This is a genomic window from Litoreibacter ponti, assembly GCF_003054285.1.
Classification (GTDB): domain Bacteria; phylum Pseudomonadota; class Alphaproteobacteria; order Rhodobacterales; family Rhodobacteraceae; genus Litoreibacter; species Litoreibacter ponti.
In genome coordinates, this window is sequence record NZ_QBKS01000002.1 from 274,797 (window position 1) to 293,774 (window position 18,978).

Annotated in this window: 18 protein-coding genes; 9 read left to right on the top strand and 9 right to left on the bottom strand. The window is 65.8% G+C overall.

Going from position 1 to position 18,978, the window contains the following annotated elements; genetic code table 11:
- Positions 1-41: 41 nt before the first annotated feature.
- Complete coding sequence (locus C8N43_RS15230; protein ID WP_107846618.1) at positions 42-956, top strand: DMT family transporter; 915 nt, start codon at positions 42-44, stop codon at positions 954-956.
- On the opposite strand, the gene C8N43_RS15235 is transcribed toward C8N43_RS15230, so the two are convergent.
- The 3 genes from C8N43_RS15235 to C8N43_RS15245 form a co-directional block, all read right to left on the bottom strand.
- Positions 935-2,353, bottom strand: coding sequence for a protein adenylyltransferase SelO (locus C8N43_RS15235; protein WP_107846619.1), 1,419 nt, complete (start codon positions 2,351-2,353; stop codon positions 935-937). The genes C8N43_RS15230 and C8N43_RS15235 overlap by 22 nt on opposite strands.
- A 111-nt stretch (positions 2,354-2,464) precedes the next feature.
- On the bottom strand, positions 2,465-3,397 hold the full coding sequence (locus C8N43_RS15240; protein ID WP_107846620.1) for a nucleoside hydrolase: 933 nt from the start codon (positions 3,395-3,397) through the stop codon (positions 2,465-2,467).
- Positions 3,394-4,701, bottom strand: a complete 1,308-nt coding sequence (locus C8N43_RS15245) for an HlyC/CorC family transporter (RefSeq protein WP_107846621.1) — start codon at positions 4,699-4,701, stop codon at positions 3,394-3,396. The genes C8N43_RS15240 and C8N43_RS15245 overlap by 4 nt, the downstream gene beginning before the upstream one ends.
- 80 nt (positions 4,702-4,781) lie before the next feature.
- On the opposite strand from C8N43_RS15245, the gene C8N43_RS15250 reads away from it, so the two are divergent.
- Positions 4,782-5,579: a metallophosphoesterase family protein gene (locus tag C8N43_RS15250; protein WP_107846622.1), complete on the top strand. Its 798-nt coding sequence runs from the start codon at positions 4,782-4,784 to the stop codon at positions 5,577-5,579.
- A gap of 322 nt (positions 5,580-5,901) precedes the next feature.
- Here C8N43_RS15250 and C8N43_RS15255 read toward each other — a convergent pair whose 3' ends face one another.
- Positions 5,902-6,828 (bottom strand): site-specific tyrosine recombinase XerD, encoded by a 927-nt coding sequence (locus C8N43_RS15255; protein ID WP_107847280.1) that lies wholly within the window; start codon positions 6,826-6,828, stop codon positions 5,902-5,904.
- Positions 6,829-6,851: 23 nt separating this feature from the next.
- Positions 6,852-8,411: a hypothetical protein gene (locus tag C8N43_RS15260; RefSeq protein ID WP_146174235.1), complete on the bottom strand. Its 1,560-nt coding sequence runs from the start codon at positions 8,409-8,411 to the stop codon at positions 6,852-6,854.
- Positions 8,412-8,673: 262 nt separating this feature from the next.
- Between C8N43_RS15260 and C8N43_RS15265 the strand changes: the two genes are divergently transcribed.
- Both C8N43_RS15265 and aroB read left to right on the top strand, forming a co-directional pair.
- The gene (locus tag C8N43_RS15265; protein WP_107846624.1) at positions 8,674-9,231 is read left to right on the top strand and encodes a shikimate kinase; all 558 of its coding nucleotides are present in this window, start codon (positions 8,674-8,676) and stop codon (positions 9,229-9,231) included.
- On the top strand, positions 9,228-10,337 hold the full coding sequence (aroB, locus tag C8N43_RS15270) for a 3-dehydroquinate synthase (RefSeq protein ID WP_107846625.1): 1,110 nt from the start codon (positions 9,228-9,230) through the stop codon (positions 10,335-10,337). The genes C8N43_RS15265 and aroB overlap by 4 nt, the downstream gene beginning before the upstream one ends.
- Positions 10,338-10,447: 110 nt before the next feature.
- Here the strand turns inward: aroB and C8N43_RS15275 are convergent, their stop codons facing one another.
- Positions 10,448-11,062, bottom strand: a complete 615-nt coding sequence (locus C8N43_RS15275) for a lytic transglycosylase domain-containing protein (protein WP_107846626.1) — start codon at positions 11,060-11,062, stop codon at positions 10,448-10,450.
- A 181-nt stretch (positions 11,063-11,243) separates the two neighbouring features.
- On the opposite strand from C8N43_RS15275, the gene ssb reads away from it, so the two are divergent.
- Together ssb and C8N43_RS15285 are read left to right on the top strand one after the other, a co-directional pair.
- Positions 11,244-11,753, top strand: coding sequence for a single-stranded DNA-binding protein (ssb, locus tag C8N43_RS15280; protein ID WP_107846627.1), 510 nt, complete (start codon positions 11,244-11,246; stop codon positions 11,751-11,753).
- 58 nt (positions 11,754-11,811) lie between these two features.
- Positions 11,812-12,501, top strand: a complete 690-nt coding sequence (locus C8N43_RS15285; RefSeq protein WP_107846628.1) for a TraB/GumN family protein — start codon at positions 11,812-11,814, stop codon at positions 12,499-12,501.
- A 41-nt stretch (positions 12,502-12,542) separates the two neighbouring features.
- On the opposite strand, the gene C8N43_RS15290 is transcribed toward C8N43_RS15285, so the two are convergent.
- Entirely contained in the window at positions 12,543-12,833 is a 291-nt protein-coding gene (locus C8N43_RS15290; RefSeq protein ID WP_107846629.1) for a PilZ domain-containing protein, read from the bottom strand.
- Positions 12,834-12,920: 87 nt separating this feature from the next.
- Positions 12,921-14,285: a DEAD/DEAH box helicase gene (locus C8N43_RS15295; protein WP_107846630.1), complete on the bottom strand. Its 1,365-nt coding sequence runs from the start codon at positions 14,283-14,285 to the stop codon at positions 12,921-12,923.
- Between the two features lie 253 nt (positions 14,286-14,538).
- Between C8N43_RS15295 and C8N43_RS15300 the strand changes: the two genes are divergently transcribed.
- The 3 genes from C8N43_RS15300 (at position 14,539) to C8N43_RS19655 (ending at position 17,512) form a co-directional block, all read left to right on the top strand.
- Positions 14,539-14,946, top strand: a complete 408-nt coding sequence (locus C8N43_RS15300) for a Fur family transcriptional regulator (RefSeq protein WP_107846631.1) — start codon at positions 14,539-14,541, stop codon at positions 14,944-14,946.
- Positions 14,943-15,482, top strand: a complete 540-nt coding sequence (locus C8N43_RS15305) for a tetratricopeptide repeat protein (RefSeq protein ID WP_107846632.1) — start codon at positions 14,943-14,945, stop codon at positions 15,480-15,482. The genes C8N43_RS15300 and C8N43_RS15305 overlap by 4 nt, the downstream gene beginning before the upstream one ends.
- A gap of 275 nt (positions 15,483-15,757) precedes the next feature.
- Positions 15,758-17,512: a hypothetical protein gene (locus tag C8N43_RS19655; RefSeq protein ID WP_158269993.1), complete on the top strand. Its 1,755-nt coding sequence runs from the start codon at positions 15,758-15,760 to the stop codon at positions 17,510-17,512.
- An 88-nt stretch (positions 17,513-17,600) separates the two neighbouring features.
- On the opposite strand, the gene C8N43_RS15315 is transcribed toward C8N43_RS19655, so the two are convergent.
- The gene (locus C8N43_RS15315) at positions 17,601-18,908 is read right to left on the bottom strand and encodes a short-chain fatty acid transporter (protein ID WP_107846633.1); all 1,308 of its coding nucleotides are present in this window, start codon (positions 18,906-18,908) and stop codon (positions 17,601-17,603) included.
- Between the last annotated feature and the right edge of the window lie 70 nt (positions 18,909-18,978).

Consider the following 18,978-nt stretch of genomic DNA (forward strand, 5'->3'; position numbering starts at 1 on the left):
CACACCATTGACCCCACCGCAATCCTGCGCGATTGCGGGGGATGCAGCCCAAATCCCATATCGACGCCTTCGGCGCGGCTTGCCTGATCGGCTTCTCGCTGTTGCTGGCCTTCAATCAGGTGGTGATCAAGTTCTCCGGCGAGGGCTTCGGCCCGGTCTTCATGGCCGGGCTGCGCTCGGCGGGGGCGACGGTCTGCATCGTGGCATGGATGATGGCCCGCGGCATCCCGCTTGCCCTGCCCCGCGCCGTGCTGCCATCGGCGATCCTGGTCGGTCTGGTGTTCTGCGCCGAGTTCATCTTCCTGTTCACCGCGCTCGATCTCACGACGGTTTCCCGCGCCTCCGTCATCTTCTATTCCATGCCTTTATGGCTGGCCCTGATGGCCCATGTCTTCCTGCCCGGCGACCATCTGACCGCGCGCAAGAGCGTGGGGTTACTGGTGGCCTTTGCCGGGGTCGCCTGGGCCATTCTTGACCGCTCCGGCGGGGGCGAGGCATCCCTGATCGGCGATCTGTGCGCCCTGGGCGCGGCCATCGGCTGGGCCGCGACGGCATTGCTGGTCAAGGCCACGCCGCTCAAGACCGTCCCCCCCGAGGTGCAGCTGTTGTGGCAGGTGCTGATCTCCGCCCCGATCCTGCTGCTGGCCGCGCCGCTCTTTGGCGATCTGATGCGCGCGCCGGAGCCCATTCACTACGCCGCGCTGGCCTTCCAGACGGTCGTGGTGGTGAGCATGGGCTTCGTGTTCTGGCTGTGGCTGATGACGCTCTACCCCGCCTCGGGCGTGGCGAGCTTCAGCTTCCTGTCGCCGGTCTTCTCGGTGCTTCTGGGCTGGCTGCTGCTGGGCGAGCAGGTCGGCCTGTCGATCTGGGGCGCGCTGGCACTGGTGGCCATCGGCATCGTGCTGATCAACCGTCCCGCCAAATCGCCGGGCCCTCAGGTCCCACAGAAGGTCTGACGCACGATCTGCTGCTCGGTGGGCGCCGCTTCCAGCGCGGCATGCTCCGGCTGATCCTCATAGGGCCGCTGCAAGACCTCCACCAGCCGCTCGAACGACGCGAAGTCACCGCGATTGCCCGCCTGAATGGCCTCTTCCACGCGGTGGTTGCGCGGGATGAAGGCCGGGTTCGCCGCCCGCATCACGGCCTCGTCCCCCTGCCAACCCTTGGCCCACGCATCAAAGGCGGTCGGGTCCACGAACTGTTCCCGCGCGCCCGCGCCGCGCGCCATGGCGCGGAAGGTCAGGGTAAAGTCAGCCTGGTTCTCGGCCATCCGGGTCAGCAGGTCCTGCACCAGCGCCACTTCGTCATCGCCGCCCTCGGACAGCCCGATCTTGGCGAAGAACACCCGCTTCCAGGCCTCGGTATAAAGCTCCCCGAAGCCGCCCAGCACCTCTTGCGCATCCTCGATGGCCTGCTCTGCATCCTCGCCCATCAACGGCAGAAGGCAGGACGCCAGCTGCGCCAGGTTCCACACGAGGATCTGCGGCTGCGCCTGATAGGCATAGCGCCCCATCTGGTCGATGGACGAAAACACCTGCGCCGGGTGGTAGGCATCCATGAAGGCGCAGGGCCCGTAATCAATCGTCAGCCCGCCCACATGAGTGTTGTCGGTGTTCATCACGCCGTGGATAAAGCCCAGCCCCATCCAGCGCGCCACCAGATCCGCCTGTGCGGCGACCACCGCCTGCAGGAACCCCAGCGCGTCGCCTTCCGCCAGCTCCGGGTAATGCCGGCCTCGCGCCTCCTCCATCAGCAGCGCCAACGCCTCGACATCCTGCCGCGCGGCGAAATATTGGAATGTGCCTACCCGGATATGCGAGCGTGCCGCCCGCGTCAAAACCGCCCCCGGCAGGCGCGCCTCGCGCAGCACCTCTTCGCCGGTGCTGACCGCGGCCAGCGCCCGCGTGGTCGGCACGCCCAGCGCGTGCATCGCTTCCGAGACGATGTATTCCCGCAAAACCGGCCCCAAAGCCGCCCGCCCGTCCCCCATCCGAGAATAGGGCGTCGGGCCAGAGCCCTTCAATTGCACGTCCCACCGTCCAGAAGGCCCGATCACTTCACCCAAAACATTCGCGCGCCCATCGCCCAGTTGCGGTGACCAGCCCCCGAACTGATGCCCGGCATAGGCCTGCGCCAGCGGCTGCGCGCCATCGGGCATCACGTTCCCAGCCAACATCGCAATCCCCGCCTCCGAGCGCAGCCAACCCGCATCCAGCCCCATCTCGGCCGCCAGCCCATCATTCAAGGCGATCAACGCGGGCGCTACCACGGGGGCCGGGTCCAGCCGCGTGTAGAACCGCTCCGGCAGGCGGGCATAGGCATTGTCAAAGACCGGCGCAGACAGCTCGCTCATGGTAAATTTTATTCCCCATTAAGGTTAACGCGGCCCCACAAAGTGCACCGCCCCACCCTTTCTTTGTTCCAAAAATACGGACATCCCGACCGAAGCCGCAAGCGTCAGATCTCACAGGCGCGCCAACCGCTCCACCAGCAGCGCAAAAAAACCATCCGCATCCACATCGCCCATGAACATCGCATTGGGCGCCCGCCCGCTCACCCGCCACCAGTCGGCAACGGTCATGCCCAGCGTCAGCTCCGACCCGCACTCGATCTCGACATTCACAAACCGGCCAGAGAACAGCTCCGGCCGCAGCAGGTAGGCGATCACGCACGGGTCATGCAGTGGTGCCCCGGCAGAGCCGTATTTCTCCTTGTCGAACCGCTCGAAGAAATTCGTCCATTCCGCCACCATGCGCCCGACCTCGGTACCCATGTCGCGGAATGCGTCGACCCTGGCTTGCGTCGTCAGCGCCTTATGGGTCACGTCCAGCGGCATCACGGTGATCTTGACGCCAGAGCCAAAGACAATCCGCGCCGCCTCCGGGTCCACATAGATGTTGAACTCCGCCGCGGGGGTGATGTTGCCCACCTGAAAATACGCGCCGCCCATCAGCACGATCTCTTCGACCCGCTCGACGATATCCGGCGCTCGCTCGAAGGCCGTTGCGATATTGGTCAGCGGCCCCAGCGGGCACAGCGTCACGCCATCCTGCGCGCGCACCGTCTCGATGATGAAATCCACCCCGTGCTGTTCCTGCAGCGCCATGGTCGGCTCCGGCAGCTGCGGGCCGTCCAGCCCGGTCTTGCCATGCACATGCTCGGCCGTGACCAGCTTGCGCACCATCGGCGCGTCGCAGCCCGCGAAGACGCGCATATCCGGCCGCCCCGCCAGCTCGCAGACGATGCGGGCATTCTTCTCGGTCAGCGGCAGCGGCACATTACCCGCCACGGCCACCACGCCCAGAACGTCCAGCTCGGGCGAGGCCAGCGCCAGAAGGATCGCCACCGCGTCATCCTGCCCCGGGTCGGTGTCGATAATGATCTTGCGCGCGCTCACAGCGGGCGCACTTTCAGCTTGGTCAGGCGGTTTTGCTGCCGCTCCACCACCTCGAACCGAAACCCGTGGAAGGAGAACACCTGCCCCACCGTCGGGATCGACTGCGCCTCGTGGATCACCAGCCCTGCGACGGTGTTGGCCTCGTCATCAGGAAGCGACCAGTCGGCCATGCGGTTGAGGTCCCGGATCGTCATCGCCCCGTCAATGCGGTAGCTGCCGTCACTCTCGGGGCGCAGGGCATCCACCTCGGCCACGTCGAATTCGTCGGTGATCTCGCCCACGATCTCCTCGAGGATATCCTCCAGCGTGATCAGACCCTGCAGCGCCCCGTACTCGTCCACAACGAGGGCAAAATGCGTGTGCAGCTTCAAGAACTGCCGCATCTGGTCATCAAGCGCGGTGGTTTCCGGCACGAAATACGGCTTGCGCACCACGTCCATGATGTCGAACCCGCTCAGATCACCCTGGATGCCGTCGGGGCCGCGCAGGGTCTTGTCCACGGCGCGCAGCAGGTCCTTGGCGTGCATGACACCCACGATATTCTCCTGCTCGCCCTCGAAAACCGGCAGGCGGGTGAACCGGCTGTTCAGGCACTGGCTCAGCACCGCCTCGGGCGGATCGGCGACATTGATCATCTCGATCTCGGAGCGGTGGAGCATGATCTCCTCCACATCCCGGTCCGCAAGGTCGAGCGCGCCCAGCAGCCGGTCGCGCTGCTCCTTTTGCACGACGCCTTCCTCGTGGCCCAGCGCCAGCGCGCCCGCAATTTCCTCGTGCACCGACAGGATCTGGCTGTCGGGGTCGATATCGACGCCAAAGACCCGCAGCATGCCGCGCACCAGCGCGCGCACCGCTGTCACGACCGGCGCAAACACCAGCACCACGACGGAAATCGGGGCCGAAACAAGCGCCGCCGCCCGCTCCGAATTGGTGATCGCGTAGGTCTTGGGCAGCACTTCGGCGAAGATCAGCACCAGCAGGGTCATGACCAAGGTGGCCAGCGCGACGCCGCTCTCGCCGAACGCCTTGGTGAACAGCGACGTCGCCAACGAGGCCGCGAGGATGTTGACCAGGTTGTTGCCCAGCAGCACCGATCCGATCAGCCGCTCATTGTCCTCGGTGATCCGCAACGCCCGTTGCGCCCCGCTCGAGCCCTTGTCCGCCTGGCTGCGCAGCTTGCCGCGCGAGGCCGCAGTCAGCGCTGTCTCGGAGCCGGAGAAAAAGCCCGAGAAGGCCAAAAGCACCAGGATGCCCCCCGCGGTCAGCCAGAATGCGCTGTCATAAATCGTCGAGGGGTCGTCCATCTGGGTTCTCAAGCCTTTGTTTGACAGGTTAAAGGGAGGTTATGGGGCTCCATGCCCCCTGCTTCAAGGGAAACCGCCAAATGACTGCACCCCGCATCCGCGATCTCGGGCCCCTGAGCGGCACCATCCTGCTCTTCGGCGGTGCCTATTCCAACCTGCAGGCTCTCGATGCGCTGCTCGGCTTGGGCGTCCCACCCGAGCGCGCGATCTTCACCGGCGACGTGGTGGCCTACGGCGCGGATGCGCTGGCCTGTGCCGAACGGCTGGCCGATTACGGCTGCCCCGCGATCCTGGGCAATTGCGAGGCGCAGCTCTTAGCAGGCGCGTCCGAGTGCGGCTGCGGGTTCGAAAGCGGCACCGCCTGCGACATCGCCGCAAAGACGTGGTTCGAGCATGCCAGCAACCAGATCGGTCCCCGCGCGCAGCGGTTCTGGGCCGACACGCCCGACTGGCTGACCTTCACCCACGGGGCCAAACGCTACGCGGTGATCCATGGCGGCGCGCGCGACATCGCGCGGTTCATCTGGCCCTCGGACCCCGACGAGATGTTCGAGGCGGAATTCACCACGATCGAGGCCCAGACCGGCCCCATCGACGGCGTTATCGCAGGCCATTGCGGCATCGCGTTTGAGCGCCGCATCGGCGCGCGCCACTGGATCAATGCGGGCGTGATCGGCATGCCGCCCCATGACGGCCGCCCGGAGGCCCGCTATGCGACCCTCGCGGACGATGGGATACGCTTTCACAGCCTCAGCTACGATTTCAAAGCTGCCGCCCGCGCGATGGAGGTCGCAGGCCTTACCCAAGGCTACGAGACCGCGCTGCGCACCGGCCTCTGGCCGTCCGAGGACGTGCTGCCCCGTCCGTTGCGCAGGTAGCGCCCCGCCGCACGCAGCCCTAACGCAACCTTAACGCGGCCCGCATTAAACCCCTCCGCGGACGTCCACCCGCCCCGTCACACCAAACGGGGCACACCCAGAGCAGATCAGGTGCCGAAGACAGCCCCCACACGTATCGGGCCAAGGCACCGCCTGCCGCGCAAAAGGCCCGGGGGAGGTAAACCCCCGGTGGTCAGTCTCGACCACAAGCCCACCCGAGAAGCCACTCCTCTTTCTTTGTTCCACAAATACGGCGGGGGTCTGGGGGCGGAGCCCCCAGCGGATCGACGCGGGCGCAGCCCGCGGCGACACTCACCGGTGCTCAGCGGTCGTCTTTTGCGAGCGGGTGATGCTCCAGCACCAACTCCTTCAACCGCTCATCCAGAACATGGGTGTAAATCTCGGTGGTCGAGATATCGGCATGGCCCAACAGGGTCTGGATCGCCCGCAGATCGGCCCCGTTCGCCAGCAGATGGGTCGCGAAAGCGTGGCGCAAGGTGTGGGGTGTGACCTTCGACGGGTCGACCCCGCCCGCCACGGCCAGCTCCTTGATCAGCATGTAGAAGCGATGCCGCGTCAGATGTCCCGCCTTGCCCCGCGACGGGAACAGGAATTTCGAGGCAGGCTTCCCTTTCTCTTGCGCCGCCGCGTCCAGCGCATCGCGGGTCTCGATCCAGACCGCGAGCGCGTCGCGCGCGGACGCCGCCAGGGGCACCATCCGCTCCTTGCCGCCCTTGCCGCGCACCAGCAGCATGCGCGGATCGCCGCGCGCGGCGGACACCGGCAGGGTCACCAGCTCTGACACCCGCATCCCCGTGGCATAGAGCAGCTCCATCAGGCAGGTGTTGCGCAGCCGGTCGTCAAGACTGCGCGCAGAGCTCTGCGCGGCGCCAAGCAGCCGGTCCACCTCCTCGACGCTCAGGGTCTTGGGCAGGGATTTCTTGCGCCCCGGTCCCTTGATCTGGATCGCCGGGTTGTCCTCGCGCCAGCCCTCCTCATAGGCGAACCGGTAGAGCTGCTTGATCGCCGAGAGCCGCCGCGCGCGGGTCGATTGCGCCAGCCCCTGGGCGTCGCAATGAATGAGATAGGCTTCCACATCGGCGCGTTGCAGCGTCTCGAAACGCAAGCCCTGGTCCTGCGCCCAACCTGCCACGTCGATCAGGTCGCGGCCGTAGGCCAGCCGCGTGTTCTCGGAGGCATCGAGCTCGGCCGCCTGCGCATCGAGAAACGTCTCGATCCAGCGCGCCATCCCAGGCGCAAGCCCCACGGCGCTCACGCGCGCGTCCCGGTAATCAGCACGAAAAGCGCGAGGCGGCGGGCGGCGTCATTGAAGCCTAGATGCAGCAGGGTGCGCAGCCCGTCTGACAGCGCCTTGGGGTCCGCGTCCGCCCCGTCCTCCAGCCGCTTGATCGCGTGCAGGCTCGCAAGCCCCAGATTGCCCGCCTCGATCAGCGCGCGGTCCTCATCGGCGGGTCCGGGCGTGGTGAAGGCCGCCGCAATGGCGGCGCGCGTGGCCCCTTGATCGTCGCGCAGCGCCGCGCCGAGCGCCTGCGCATCCCCGGTGGCCACAGCGCCGTGCAGATCGAATTCCTCCGGCAGCCCGGACTGTGCGGCCTGCTCGTAGACCGGCGAGAGCAGCATCAGCCGCGTCGCATCCTGCCCCGCCGCGCCCGGCAGTTGCAGCCCGATCAGCGCTTCGCCGAAAAGGCTCGCCAAGGCAGGCTCCAGCCCCGCCCGGCGCATGGCGCGCACAGCGTCCCGCAAGCGCGCGGCGATGGCGGCGGTGTCCGCCCCGGCAAGCGCCGCTTCCAGGCCCTGTACTGCGGCGGCCCGGTCCCACACCCCGCCAGAGGCCGCAGGCTTGCGCTCGGAATAGATCGCCAGCAGGCGCGCGGGCGAGATCGCTCCGCTGCGCGCCAGACGTTCGGCGGCGCTGATCCGGGCCTTCCAGCCGACCGTGTCGGACAGTTGCGTAAACGAAAACGCATTGGGCAGGCTCGCGGGGTTCAGCGGCTCGCCAATCGCCTCGTGCATGCGGAAGTTCAAGGGCGTGATCCGCGCGGGCAGCGGCAGCGGCGGCTCGCCCTCGAAAAGCTCCGGGTCGAGGAAGCGGGCGATCAGCGCATCCTCGCGCTCGGAAATCACGCCAAGGGTCTTGGCGGTGTTCAGCGTCAGTGCCGCGCGCTCCCACGCGCCCGCCCGCGCCATGCAGAAGATGCGCGCGGGATAGGTCGGCGACAGGTTCGGCTTGGCCAGCATGTCGCGGCAGGCGTCATCGGTCTCGCCCACCAGCAGGCTGACATCGAACCAGCGCCGAAACAGCGCGGGCGAGGTCGGTCCGGCCCGCTCCAAAAGCGCGCGGGCCTGCTCCAGCGCGCCGAGGCTCAGAAGCATGTCGACCCGCGCCTGGAACAGCACGGCCTCCGCGGAGGTATCGAGCGGCGGGTCCAGCTCCGCCAGCAGGATCATCCGCACCAGATCGGACAGGGGCGGCGGCAGGTCGGGGCGCAGATCCATCAGCGCCGCCGCCAGATCGGCGCTGCGGGTGGTGCCCCAGAAGCGTGCGGGCAGCCCGGTCACGCCGACGGGCCGCAGCCCCACCGCGTCGCGGCTTGGGGCGCCCAGCGTGGTCTGGATGACGGGCTCGGGCACCGCGCTTGTCGCCACATCATCGGCGGGCTTGACCCCGTCGATCACCGGGGGGGCCACCACGACGGGCGTGGCGACTACATCCGACAGCCAGTCAATCGCGGAAAGCGGCTCTTCGGACAGGGCCGGGCCGGCAAGGGAAAGGGCTAAAAAGGAGGAGAGAGCGACGCGTCTAGTTGACATCCAGGGTTACCGGTTGGTTCACCTCAACCCGGTTCGGGGTCAGGTCTCCGAGGTAGGCATAACCGATAATGCCTACGATTCCCACCACGATGAGAAAAACCAAAGCTTTGAAAAGCCTAAACACGCTGCCTCTGCCTTATTCGTTATGCGTCGGGCTCCGGTCGACCTGGTGCCGCTCTTTACGCCCTTGCTGCGATTCATATATGGAATTTTGGGCGAGTTCACGCCATTGAGGCAAGAAATTAGTAAATTGAGCGAGAGAATGCCGTCACCCGCCCAGACCTTGATCAAACCGGTCGTGCTTGTGGGCATGATGGGGGCCGGAAAGACCGCGATCGGCGGTGCCATGGCCCGCGCATTGGGGGTGCCGTTTCTCGACAGTGACGAAGCGCTGGTGGAGGCCGCCAATTGCTCCATCGCGGAGATATTCGAGCGTGACGGCGAGGAATTTTTCCGCGCCCGCGAAAGCGAGGTGATCGCGCGGCTGCTTGACGGGGCTCCGGCGGTTTTGTCCACGGGCGGCGGCGCGTATCTGAGCGCCGACAACCGCGCCATGATCGCCAAGCGGGCCACGACGGTCTGGCTGAAGGCCGATCTGGCACTTTTGTGGGAGCGGGTGCGCCACAAGACGACCCGGCCACTGCTGCGCACGGGCGACCCCTATGCCACGCTCAAGGACATCTACGAGGCCCGCACGCCAATCTATGCCAAGGCCGATCTGGCGGTGGAGGCCCATGCCAGCTACTCCATCGACCAGATGGCCGCCCGGGTGATCGATGCGCTGGCGGGCGCGAACCTATTGAAGGACAAAGCCTCGTGACCGAACGCAACGTGCATGTGCCGCTGGGCGAGCGGAGCTACAACATCGACATCGGCGCGGGGCTTTTGGCCGAGGCAGGCGCGCGTATCGCGCCGATGCTGTCGCGCCCGCGCGTGGCGGTAATCACCGACGAGACCGTCGCGCGGCTGCATCTCGACAGCCTGCGTGCCGGGCTGGCCGCGGCGGGCATCGAGATGACCCATATGGCCCTGCCCGCGGGCGAGGCCACCAAGAGCTGGCCCTATCTGAGCCAATCGGTGGAATGGCTGCTTGACCAGCAGATCGAGCGCGGCGACATGGTGATCGCCTTCGGCGGCGGGGTGATCGGCGATCTGGTGGGCTTTGCCGCCGCGATCCTGCGCCGCGGCGTGCGCTTCGTGCAGATCCCAACCTCGCTGCTGGCGCAGGTCGACAGCTCTGTGGGTGGCAAGACTGCGATCAACGCGCCGCAGGGCAAGAACCTGATAGGGGCCTTCCACCAACCGTCCCTGGTGCTGATCGACGTCTCCGTGCTGGGCACCCTGACCGAGCGCGACTTCCTCGCAGGCTACGGCGAGGTGGTGAAATACGGCCTGCTGGGGGATGCGTCCTTCTTCGAATGGCTCGAGCAGAACGCCGCCGCCATGGCCGCGGGTGATGTCGACAAGCGGATCGAGGCGGTGCGCTGGTCGTGCCAGATGAAATCCGACATCGTCGCCCGCGACGAGACCGAACAGGGCGACCGCGCGCTTTTGAACCTCGGCCACACGTTCGGGCACGCGCTGGAGGCCGCGACGGGCTATTCCGACCGGCTGCTCCACGGCGAGGGCGTCGCCATCGGCTGCGCGCTGGCCTTTGAGGTCTCGCAGCGGCTGGGGCTGTGCAGCCAGGAGGCGCCGAGCCGCGTGCGCGCCCATCTCAAGGCGATGGGCATGAAAACCGACCTGCGCGACATTCCGGGCGATCTGCCCGATGCGGACGGGCTGATCACTCTGATGGGTCAGGACAAGAAGGTGACCCAAGGCACGCTGAACTTCATCATGGCCCGCGGCATCGGCGAGGCCTTTGTCACGTCGGATGTGGATATTGATGTGGTGCGCACGGTTCTGACGGACGCGCTGGCCTGATCCAAATGCGCGGCTGCGCCGCTCGCGATCTATTTGCGTTCTTTGAGAGACGCTGTCTCTCAGCCACGCGGGCAAACTCTCTGGAGTATTTCAGACCAAATGGAGAGCTGTCAGCTGCCCAGGATCTTGCGCACGTAATTGCGCGTCTCGCGGTAAGGCGGGATGCCGCCATGCTTTTCGACCGCGCCGGGGCCGGCATTATAGGCGGCCAGTGCGAGGCGCCACGAGCCGAACTTACGGTACATCTGTTTGAGATAACGCGCGCCGCCTTCGAGGTTCTGTTTCGGATCGCGCGGGTTCACCCGCAGCTTGCGCGCGGTGGCGGGCATCAGCTGCGCCAGACCGATGGCACCCGCGTGCGACACGGCTCCGGGGCGCCACGCGCTTTCCTGCTGCACGAGTGCGAGGAACAGATCCTGCGGAATGCCGTGGCGGCGGGCGGCGGCCTTGGCGTCGTCGAGATAGACGCTGCGCTGCGAGCCGCGGTAGCGCGGGATGGCGGTGCTGGAACGATCGAGCGACGCGACCTTGCTTTTCGGTCTGAGCTTGCCGGAGGCTTTGTACTGCGATGACAGGCGCCCATCGAGCAGCCGGGCCTGCGAGTTGAACACCTTGGAGCGCGAGCTGGTCGAGCCGGATGACACCAGCCCTTCGGCCAAGGTCACGCTTGGCGTGGCAGGCACCATAAGCGCCGCGGCCAACACCCATCCCAATCGGTTTCGCATCTCTTTCAGCCCCAGCTGGTCGTGATCTCGTCTCGGTTGTGGCGGCAATATAGCCGCTTTGGCCGATTGCGCCAGCCCCCCGTGTCGAGCAGAGACACTACACAGTGTGGTTGTACATCTGCCGTTAACCAAATACCGCTGATATAACGCAGTCAGACACAAGATTCGGGGGAGGCCCGCCATGGCCGGTTCAGTCAACAAAGTCATTCTCATCGGCAATCTCGGGCGCGACCCGGAAGTGCGCACGTTCCAGAACGGCGGCAAGGTGTGCAATCTGCGCATCGCCACCTCCGAGAACTGGAAGGACCGCAACACCGGGGAGCGGCGCGAGCGCACCGAGTGGCACTCGGTCGCCATCTTCTCGGAGCCGCTGGCCCGCGTGGCCGAGCAGTATCTCAAGAAGGGCTCGAAAGTGTATATCGAGGGCCAGCTGGAGACCCGCAAATGGCAGGACCAGTCCGGCCAGGATCGCTACTCTACGGAAGTGGTGCTGCGGCCCTACACCTCGACCCTGACCATGCTGGACGGTCGCGGCGAAGGTGGCGGCGGCGGCGGTGACAGCTACGGCGGTGGCGGTGGAGGCGGCTATGACAGCGGCCCCTCGGGCGGCGGCGGATATGGTGGTGGCAGCGGCGGTGGCGGCAGCCAGCCGGGCCCGTCCAGCGACATCGACGACGAAATCCCGTTCTAAGTCTCAAGGCCCCTCCCGAAGGGGCCTTATTTCATCGGGCGGTCGCGACTGAGCAACGATGCAGATTCTGGAAAGCTCGAGTTTTGGTGTGCGCAGCGCGATCTGGACCCTCGCCAGTCCCGATGCGGCCCGCACGGTCATGCTGTGCCCCATGGTTCATGTTGCGGAGCGCGGCTTCTATGACGCCGTCGCCGAGCGGCTGGACGGGTGCGACACGATCCTGCTCGAAGGTGTCGGCGGGCGGACCGCGGCGCGCCTGTCACGCGGATATGGACAGTTGGCCCGCGCGCCACGCCTAGGTCTGGTGTCGCAGCGGGAGATGCCGCTCGAGGCCGTGCGGGACCGGATCATCCGGCTTGAGGCGGACGCGGATTTCGACGCCCAGTGGCGCGGGCTGCCATGGGCCATACGATCCTTTCTGCCCATCGTAAGCCATGGGTACTTCACCTACCTGCGCCATTTCGGAACGCGGGCCATGCTGGCGCGGCATCTCGAGGTAGAGCTGCTCGCGGCGCGGGGCGATATTCTGGATGAGACGTTCAAGGACGTGGACACGGTAATCCTGGATCGGCGCGATGCGCATTTGTGCGCGGCGCTGGACGAGCATCTCGCGCAACCCGCCGGGCCGCGCGGGTGTATCGGGGTGGTCTATGGCGCGGCGCATATCCCGGCGGTGATCCGTCACCTGATCAAGGGCCATGGCTACACCCCGGCGCAGGGCGACTGGCTCACGGTCTTCTCGCTGTAGCTGGCCCTCGGGCAAGGGACCGCGTGTTTGGGCCGTCCCTCTTACGCTGCCTGACTGCGCGAGAGCCTGCGGATCCGCGCGACCATCTTGTCGGAGATCGGTGTGTCGAACTTCACCCCGGCCGTGTAGCGGTGCCGCCACATGATCAGGGCGGGGATGCTGTGGTGCAGGAAGGTCAGGTCCACCGCGGTGCCCGGCTCCAGATGCGGGACGCCGTAGATGCCCGCCCCATCCTCATGCACGTTGACAATGACCACCCTGTGGGCCTCGCCGTCGGTGCGCATGGTGACTGAAAACCGGGCCGGAGCGCGGGGTTTGCGCCAGTTTTTCATGGGCGGGGCCTTTGTCTTGCTCAGCTTTCGGCCCTGCCTAGCAGCCCCGGATTAACGCTTCGCTAAAGCCCGCGCCCGCGCGTGGGTCTAGGCCGCCTTCGGCCCTTGCCCCCGACGCCGCCGTGTGCGCTTGCGCTTGGGCGGCCCGGACGGCGCATCGCCCCCTCCCACAGCCTTCGGCTTGCCCTGGCCGCGGCGCCCGCCACCGGGGCGTCCGCCACCGCGGCCACCGCCACCGCCGCCACGCGCCGGTTTCTTCTCTTCCTCGGACGGCGCCCAGCGGCGCCCGCCTGCCACGGGAATGGTGATCTTGAGCATCTTTTCGATGTCTTTCAGCTCGCCCATCTCGTCGGGGGCGCAGAAGGCAATCGCCTCGCCCTCGCGGCCCGCACGCGCGGTCCGCCCGATCCGGTGCACATAGCTTTCGGGCACGTTCGGCAAGTCGTAATTGTAGACGAAGCCCACGCCGGGAATATCGATGCCGCGCGCGGCCACATCGGTCGCCACAAGGATCTTCAGCGTGCCCGCCTTGAACTGCGCCAGCGAGCGGTCGCGATGGTTTTGCGACTTGTTGCCGTGGATCGAGCCCGCGGCGAAGCCCTTCTTATCGAGAAGCTTCATCAGCTTCTCGGCGCCGTGCTTGGTGCGGCAGAAGACCAAGGCAAGATCGTCGCGGTGCTTGTCCATCAGCTCGATCAGCAGGTCGTTCTTGGCGGCCTTGGCGATGTAATGCACGCTTTGGGTGATCTTGTCGGCGGTCTTTCCGGGGGCGGCCACCTGCACGCGGCGCGGGTGGTCGAGGTACGTCGCGGCCAGCTCTTCCATCAGCTTGGGCATCGTGGCCGAGAACAGCAGCGTCTGGCGCTTCTCGGGCAGCAGCTTGGCGATCTGGCGCAAGGCATGGATGAAGCCCATGTCGAGCATCTGGTCGGCCTCGTCCAGGACGAGATACTGCGCCTCCGACAGGGTCAGGGCCTTCTGCTCGATCAGATCGATCAGGCGGCCGGGGGTGGCCACGAGGATGTCCATGCCGCGCTCGGCGGCCTTCTTTTGCGGGTTAATGCTGACGCCGCCCACGACCATGTTAATCTTCAGATGGCCGCCGCCCTGAAACATCTTCAGGTTGTCGCAAATCTGCTTGGCGAGCTCCCGGGTGGGGGCGAGGATCAGGGCGCGCACGGTGCGCGGGGCGGGCTTGGTGCCAAGCCCCATCAGGTTGTGGATCATCGGCAGCCCGAAGGCCGCGGTCTTGCCGGTGCCGGTCTGGGCCAGCCCCATGACATCGCGGCCGGTCAGCACGATCGGGATCGCCTCGGTCTGGATGGGGGTCGGTTCGGTGATGCCGTTATCGGCGAGTTTCTGGGCAATCTTGGGCGAGATGCCCAAGGCTTCAAACTTGTTCAAAACATGTCCTCTCGTGACATGGGGGGCCCGATGGCCGCTTGGGGCCATGGGGGCGCGTTACAATGGTCGCGGGGGCGTCTCCCCCGCCGGACCCATTCGCGTGAATATCGGGAACGTGGATGTGCCTGCACCGGTGCAAAGCCCATTCTCAGGGCTCACGCGGCACCTCGTTTGGGCGCGGGCTTCCTGAGGCAAATGCGCCGTCACCCGGCATAAGTCAAGCGGACGCGGCAATTTTAGGTGGAGCCGCGCCGCCCACGCGCCTAAAATGACGCAACGAGACGACAAGGGCAGACGCAGCATGGGCAAATCGATCATCAGCCGCTCGGCGGAGCAGGGTTTGCGCATGACGGGCCAGCGCCGGGTGATCGCCCAGGTGCTGGAGGATGCCGACGACCACCCCGATGTGGAAGAGCTGCACCTGCGCGCCACCGCGGTGGACCCCGGCATCTCCATCGCGACGGTCTACCGCACGGTCAAACTGTTCGAGGAGGCAGGGCTGCTGGAGCGCCACGAGTTCGGCGACGGGCGCGCCCGCTACGAAGATGCCGAGCGCGACCACCACGACCACCTGATCGACATGCAGACGGGCGAGGTGATCGAGTTCGTCGACCCCGAAATCGAGGCGTTGCAGGAGAAAATAGCCGAACGGTTAGGCTACCGGCTGAAGGGCCACCGGCTGGAGCTATACGGCGTGAAAAAGACATGACCGCGCGGCCGTCCGAGGAGCTGATCATGTCCATCGTCACCCCGCTGCAATCGGGGCGGCTGGAAGAGGCGCTCGGGGCGGCGCGCACGGTCGAGGCCGCGTATCCCGACTTCCCCATCACGCAGAACCTGATCGGCATCATCTTGCAGGTGATGGGCCAGCTTGAGGACGCGCTTGAGCCCTTTCAGCGCGCCGTGGCGCAGCGCCCGGACTATGTCGAGGCGCAGAATAATCTTGGCGTGTTGCTACACCGCATGGACCGCCACACCGAGGCCGCGACACATTTTCTGGCCGCCATCGACCAGCGCCCGGATTATGCCGAGGCGCTGAACAACCTCGCGCTTCTGATGCGCGACATGAAGCGTGAGGCGGACGCGATGGTGCTGCTGAGCCGGGCTATCGACGTCTCCCCCGGCTACACACAGGCGCTCATCAACAAGGCCGATCTGCTGGAAAAGCTCGGGCGGATGGACGAAGCGGCCCTGTGCCGCCAACGCGCGCGCCTCGCCGGGCCCGCGGCGAAGTTCTCGCCCTAGGGTCAGGCTTAACGCTTGTGGCATGGGGCCACGCGAATCGCAGCCAGCCGCGCAACAGCACGGGTCGTTGACCAAAACTGTCCACAGAATGCCGGTTAAGAAGCTGTTTTCCAATAAAATTTTAAACGAATTGCGGCGCCACGCTTAGGGTTTTCAACCCCTTAGCGGGGTCTGTCAAATGCGCGACAAATGCCCCCGACCGCGCCGCGCCGCGGTAACGCTTTACTGGTAAACCGGCCCCTACTGTCCCGCCTTGGGTGAACAAGGGGACAGGTATGTCTACGCTGTTGAACATAGACGCGCCGGACGTGGTGGACCGCTCGCACGAGATCGGCCAGACGAGCTTTGGGGTGAAATACACGGCCTTTCGCAAGTTCTCCCGCTTCGAAGACCAGATGGAAGATCATGACATCGGCATGATCCACTGGCCCGGCGGCAACCTTTCCGAGCGCGACGATGGCCGCTACGGGTTCGAACATAAAGGCCTGTTCAAACCCGTTGCCAACAAGCCCGATCTGGCAGAGGTTTTTGAGTACGCCTTTGAGCATGACATCGCCGTCGCCATCACCTTGCCCACGGCGCGTTATCAGGACGACCCGCAGGCGCTGGTCGAGGGCGCGCGCGCCTTTCTCGAAGATCTGCATTCCGGTGAATTTGGCACCCTCCCCGACACGCTGATCATCGAGATCGGCAACGAGTTCTACGACGTGTTCGAAGGCGGATCAGAGGTGGTGAAGGCCGCCGATTACGCGCAGGTGGTCAACGCCTATTCCGACGTCATTGCCGAGGTCGAAGCGCGCTATGACGTGGACCCCGAACAGGTGGAATACTCGGTCCAGACCGGCAAGACGCCGGCGGCCAGCGAAATGATCCTGAACTCCCTGTCGGACACCAGCCTGATCAACAGCGACTACCTTTCGCATCACCGCTACCCGTTCGAGGCGCGGGGCGCGGACAACCGGGTCGAGGACATTGGCGAAATCCTTGACGCCTACGACGCAGCCCGGGCGGAGCTGGGCCAAGACGACACCAAGCTGTTCGTGTCCGAGTACAACACCGCCAGCATCACCCGCGGCGAGGCGGCAACGCGCTATGCAGAAAGCGAAAACGGGTTGAGCCGGTCGCAGCTCGATGTTCAGGGGCGCTCGGACCTGAGTTTCGAGCGCTACTACCAGCAACAGCTCGAAATCCGCGACTACGGGATGGATCAGGCCGAGAATATCTTGCAGATTTTCTCTGAATACCAAGGGCTTGGGGCGGAGGCGATGACCAGCTACGCATGGGATTCCGTCCATGCCGGGCGCCACAGCTTCGAGGGCACGGATGGCGAAAGCTACATATTCGTCGGCGGCGCCGTGCAGGACATGATGGCCGAAAGCCTGATCGGCACCCGCGTGCTGGATTGGTACGAGGACAATGACCACAGCAAGCACGGCACGGACGAGGTGTCGGTCTTCGGCTTCGACAGCCCCGACAAGCTGGTGATCTTCCTGACCGCGCCCGAGGACGAGGATGCGGAGATGCTCTACGACATCCCGCTCGACGATCTTGGCCCCGTGCAATCGGTCTGGGGCGAAAGCCTGACCGGCGCGCCTCCGGACAACTGGCAGGAGCTGTTCGGCGTGCAGGACGTACAGGGCGTCGACCAGAGCGCCGAGGCGGAGACCTTTTCCGTCGCCGCGCGCGAGGCATTTGCACCGGAAGTCGAAGAGGGCTTCGTGACGGTCAGCTTCTCCGAGCCGGGCGAAGTGGTGCGGCTTGTCTTCGCGCGCAGCGACGCGGGCGAGGCGGAGATCGAGGAATGGGCGGGGAACGCGTCGACCCAGATCGAAGAGGTTGTCGCGCCGCCCGTGCCGCCTGCCCCCGTGCCGGAGCCCGTCGAGGTCACGCCGCCCAACGTCGAGGAGGATCCAGCCGACATCTTCGATCCGCCCGTCACCGTGCCCCCGGACGAGGTGGAGACCGACGAGGACGACAGTTTCGGAAGCTTCTTCGCGTCGATCTTCGGCTTTTCCGTCGGTATGGGATAGCGACGTCGTCAGGACCACCCATGAGAACCTCGCACCGGGCCGGGGACCGCCCGCAGGGCACCGAATACGTCGCACCTATGTCGCTGGGCTAGAGGAACGTCAGCCCCAAGACGATGATCGCGCCGCCGATCAGCAAATGCACGACGCAAAAACCCATGATGTCCTTGGCCTTCAGCCCCGCGATGCCCAGCAGCGGCAGCGCCCAGAAGGGCTGGATCATGTTCGTCCACGCGTCCCCCCACGCTACCGCCATCGCGGCTCGGGCGGGATCAAAGCCAAGCTCTGCCGCTGCGGGCAAGATGACAGGGGCCTGCACCGCCCATTGGCCGCCGCCCGAGGGCACGAAGAAGTTTACCAATCCGGCGGACAGGAAGGCCCACATGGCGAATGTCGTCTCCGTCGCGACCGAAACCATCGCGGCAGAGATCGAAGCCGCGAGCCCGCTTTCGACCATCACGCCCATGATGCCCGCATAGAACGGGAACTGGATCACGATGCCGGCGCCGCCCTTGATGCCCTCCTCGAGACTGGCCAGCAGGTTGCGCGGCGTGCCGTGTAGCAGGATGGCAAGGGTCAGGAACAGGAAGTTCACCACGTTCAGGCTAAGGCCCCCGCCCCCGAAGAAATGCGCGCCAAGCCAGATCAGGCCGATGGCGCCGATGAGCAGTGACAGGACCGGCGAGGTCTCGAGCTTGTCGGCGGGCCGGTCGGTCGAGCCTTTCGCCTCGTCCTCTTCGGCCAGCAGCGCCGGGTCGATCAGCACCTGCTCGCTCTCGGATGGCAGCATCGCGCGGTTGACCAGCGGGACGACCACGAACAGGGCCGCGACGATGATCAGGTTGAAGCTTGCAAAGATGGTCTCGGACGTGACGATCACACCGACCTGATCGGCGAACGGATGCCCCTCCGTGGCGATGGACAGCGGCACGGAGCCGGAAATGCCGCCGTGCCAGATCATGAACCCGGAATAGGCCGAGGCGATCAGCAGGCGGTAGTCCACCCGTACAAGCCGCGCGATTTCCTTGGCAAAGAGCGCGCCCACGACCAGCCCAAACCCCCAGTTGAGCCAACTTGCCGCAAGCGAGACCAACGAGACCAGCAAGATCGCGTTGCCGGGCGTGCTCGCTACGGTTGCGAGGCGGGCGAGGATGCCGCGCACCAAGGGCGTCGAGGCCATCATGAAGCCCGCGACCAGCACCAACAGCATCTGCATGGAGAACTGCAAAAGCGCCCAAAAGCCGTTGCCCCACATGTCCACCACCGCCAGCGGCGACACCCCTTGGGTGGCGACTGCGGCGCCCATCACGATCAGGGTGAGGGACAGGACCAGCACGAAGGGATCGGGCAAATAGCGGTCTACGACGCGGGTCAGCGGGCGGGACAGGAAACGGATCATCAACCTCTCTCTTTCCGGCGCGGTTTGGCTGCGCCTGTTGAAGGCGCAAGGCGGCGGTCGGGCAAAAGGT

What these genes read in the sequence shown, in the direction of transcription:
- C8N43_RS15230 (WP_107846618.1), top strand. Translation starts at nt 42, where the DNA reads ATGCAGCCCAAATCCCATATCGACGCCTTCGGCGCGGCTTGCCTGATC.
- C8N43_RS15235 (WP_107846619.1), bottom strand. Translation starts at nt 2,353, where the DNA reads ATGAGCGAGCTGTCTGCGCCGGTCTTTGACAATGCCTATGCCCGCCTG.
- C8N43_RS15245 (WP_107846621.1), bottom strand. Translation starts at nt 4,701, where the DNA reads ATGGACGACCCCTCGACGATTTATGACAGCGCATTCTGGCTGACCGCG.
- C8N43_RS15250 (WP_107846622.1), top strand. Translation starts at nt 4,782, where the DNA reads ATGACTGCACCCCGCATCCGCGATCTCGGGCCCCTGAGCGGCACCATC.
- C8N43_RS15255 (WP_107847280.1), bottom strand. Translation starts at nt 6,828, where the DNA reads ATGGCGCGCTGGATCGAGACGTTTCTCGATGCGCAGGCGGCCGAGCTC.
- C8N43_RS15260 (WP_146174235.1), bottom strand. Translation starts at nt 8,411, where the DNA reads ATGTCAACTAGACGCGTCGCTCTCTCCTCCTTTTTAGCCCTTTCCCTT.
- C8N43_RS15265 (WP_107846624.1), top strand. Translation starts at nt 8,674, where the DNA reads ATGCCGTCACCCGCCCAGACCTTGATCAAACCGGTCGTGCTTGTGGGC.
- C8N43_RS15275 (WP_107846626.1), bottom strand. Translation starts at nt 11,062, where the DNA reads ATGCGAAACCGATTGGGATGGGTGTTGGCCGCGGCGCTTATGGTGCCT.
- ssb (WP_107846627.1), top strand. Translation starts at nt 11,244, where the DNA reads ATGGCCGGTTCAGTCAACAAAGTCATTCTCATCGGCAATCTCGGGCGC.
- C8N43_RS15285 (WP_107846628.1), top strand. Translation starts at nt 11,812, where the DNA reads ATGCAGATTCTGGAAAGCTCGAGTTTTGGTGTGCGCAGCGCGATCTGG.
- C8N43_RS15290 (WP_107846629.1), bottom strand. Translation starts at nt 12,833, where the DNA reads ATGAAAAACTGGCGCAAACCCCGCGCTCCGGCCCGGTTTTCAGTCACC.
- C8N43_RS15295 (WP_107846630.1), bottom strand. Translation starts at nt 14,285, where the DNA reads ATGGCCCCAAGCGGCCATCGGGCCCCCCATGTCACGAGAGGACATGTT.
- C8N43_RS15300 (WP_107846631.1), top strand. Translation starts at nt 14,539, where the DNA reads ATGGGCAAATCGATCATCAGCCGCTCGGCGGAGCAGGGTTTGCGCATG.
- C8N43_RS15305 (WP_107846632.1), top strand. Translation starts at nt 14,943, where the DNA reads ATGACCGCGCGGCCGTCCGAGGAGCTGATCATGTCCATCGTCACCCCG.
- C8N43_RS19655 (WP_158269993.1), top strand. Translation starts at nt 15,758, where the DNA reads ATGTCTACGCTGTTGAACATAGACGCGCCGGACGTGGTGGACCGCTCG.
- C8N43_RS15315 (WP_107846633.1), bottom strand. Translation starts at nt 18,908, where the DNA reads ATGATCCGTTTCCTGTCCCGCCCGCTGACCCGCGTCGTAGACCGCTAT.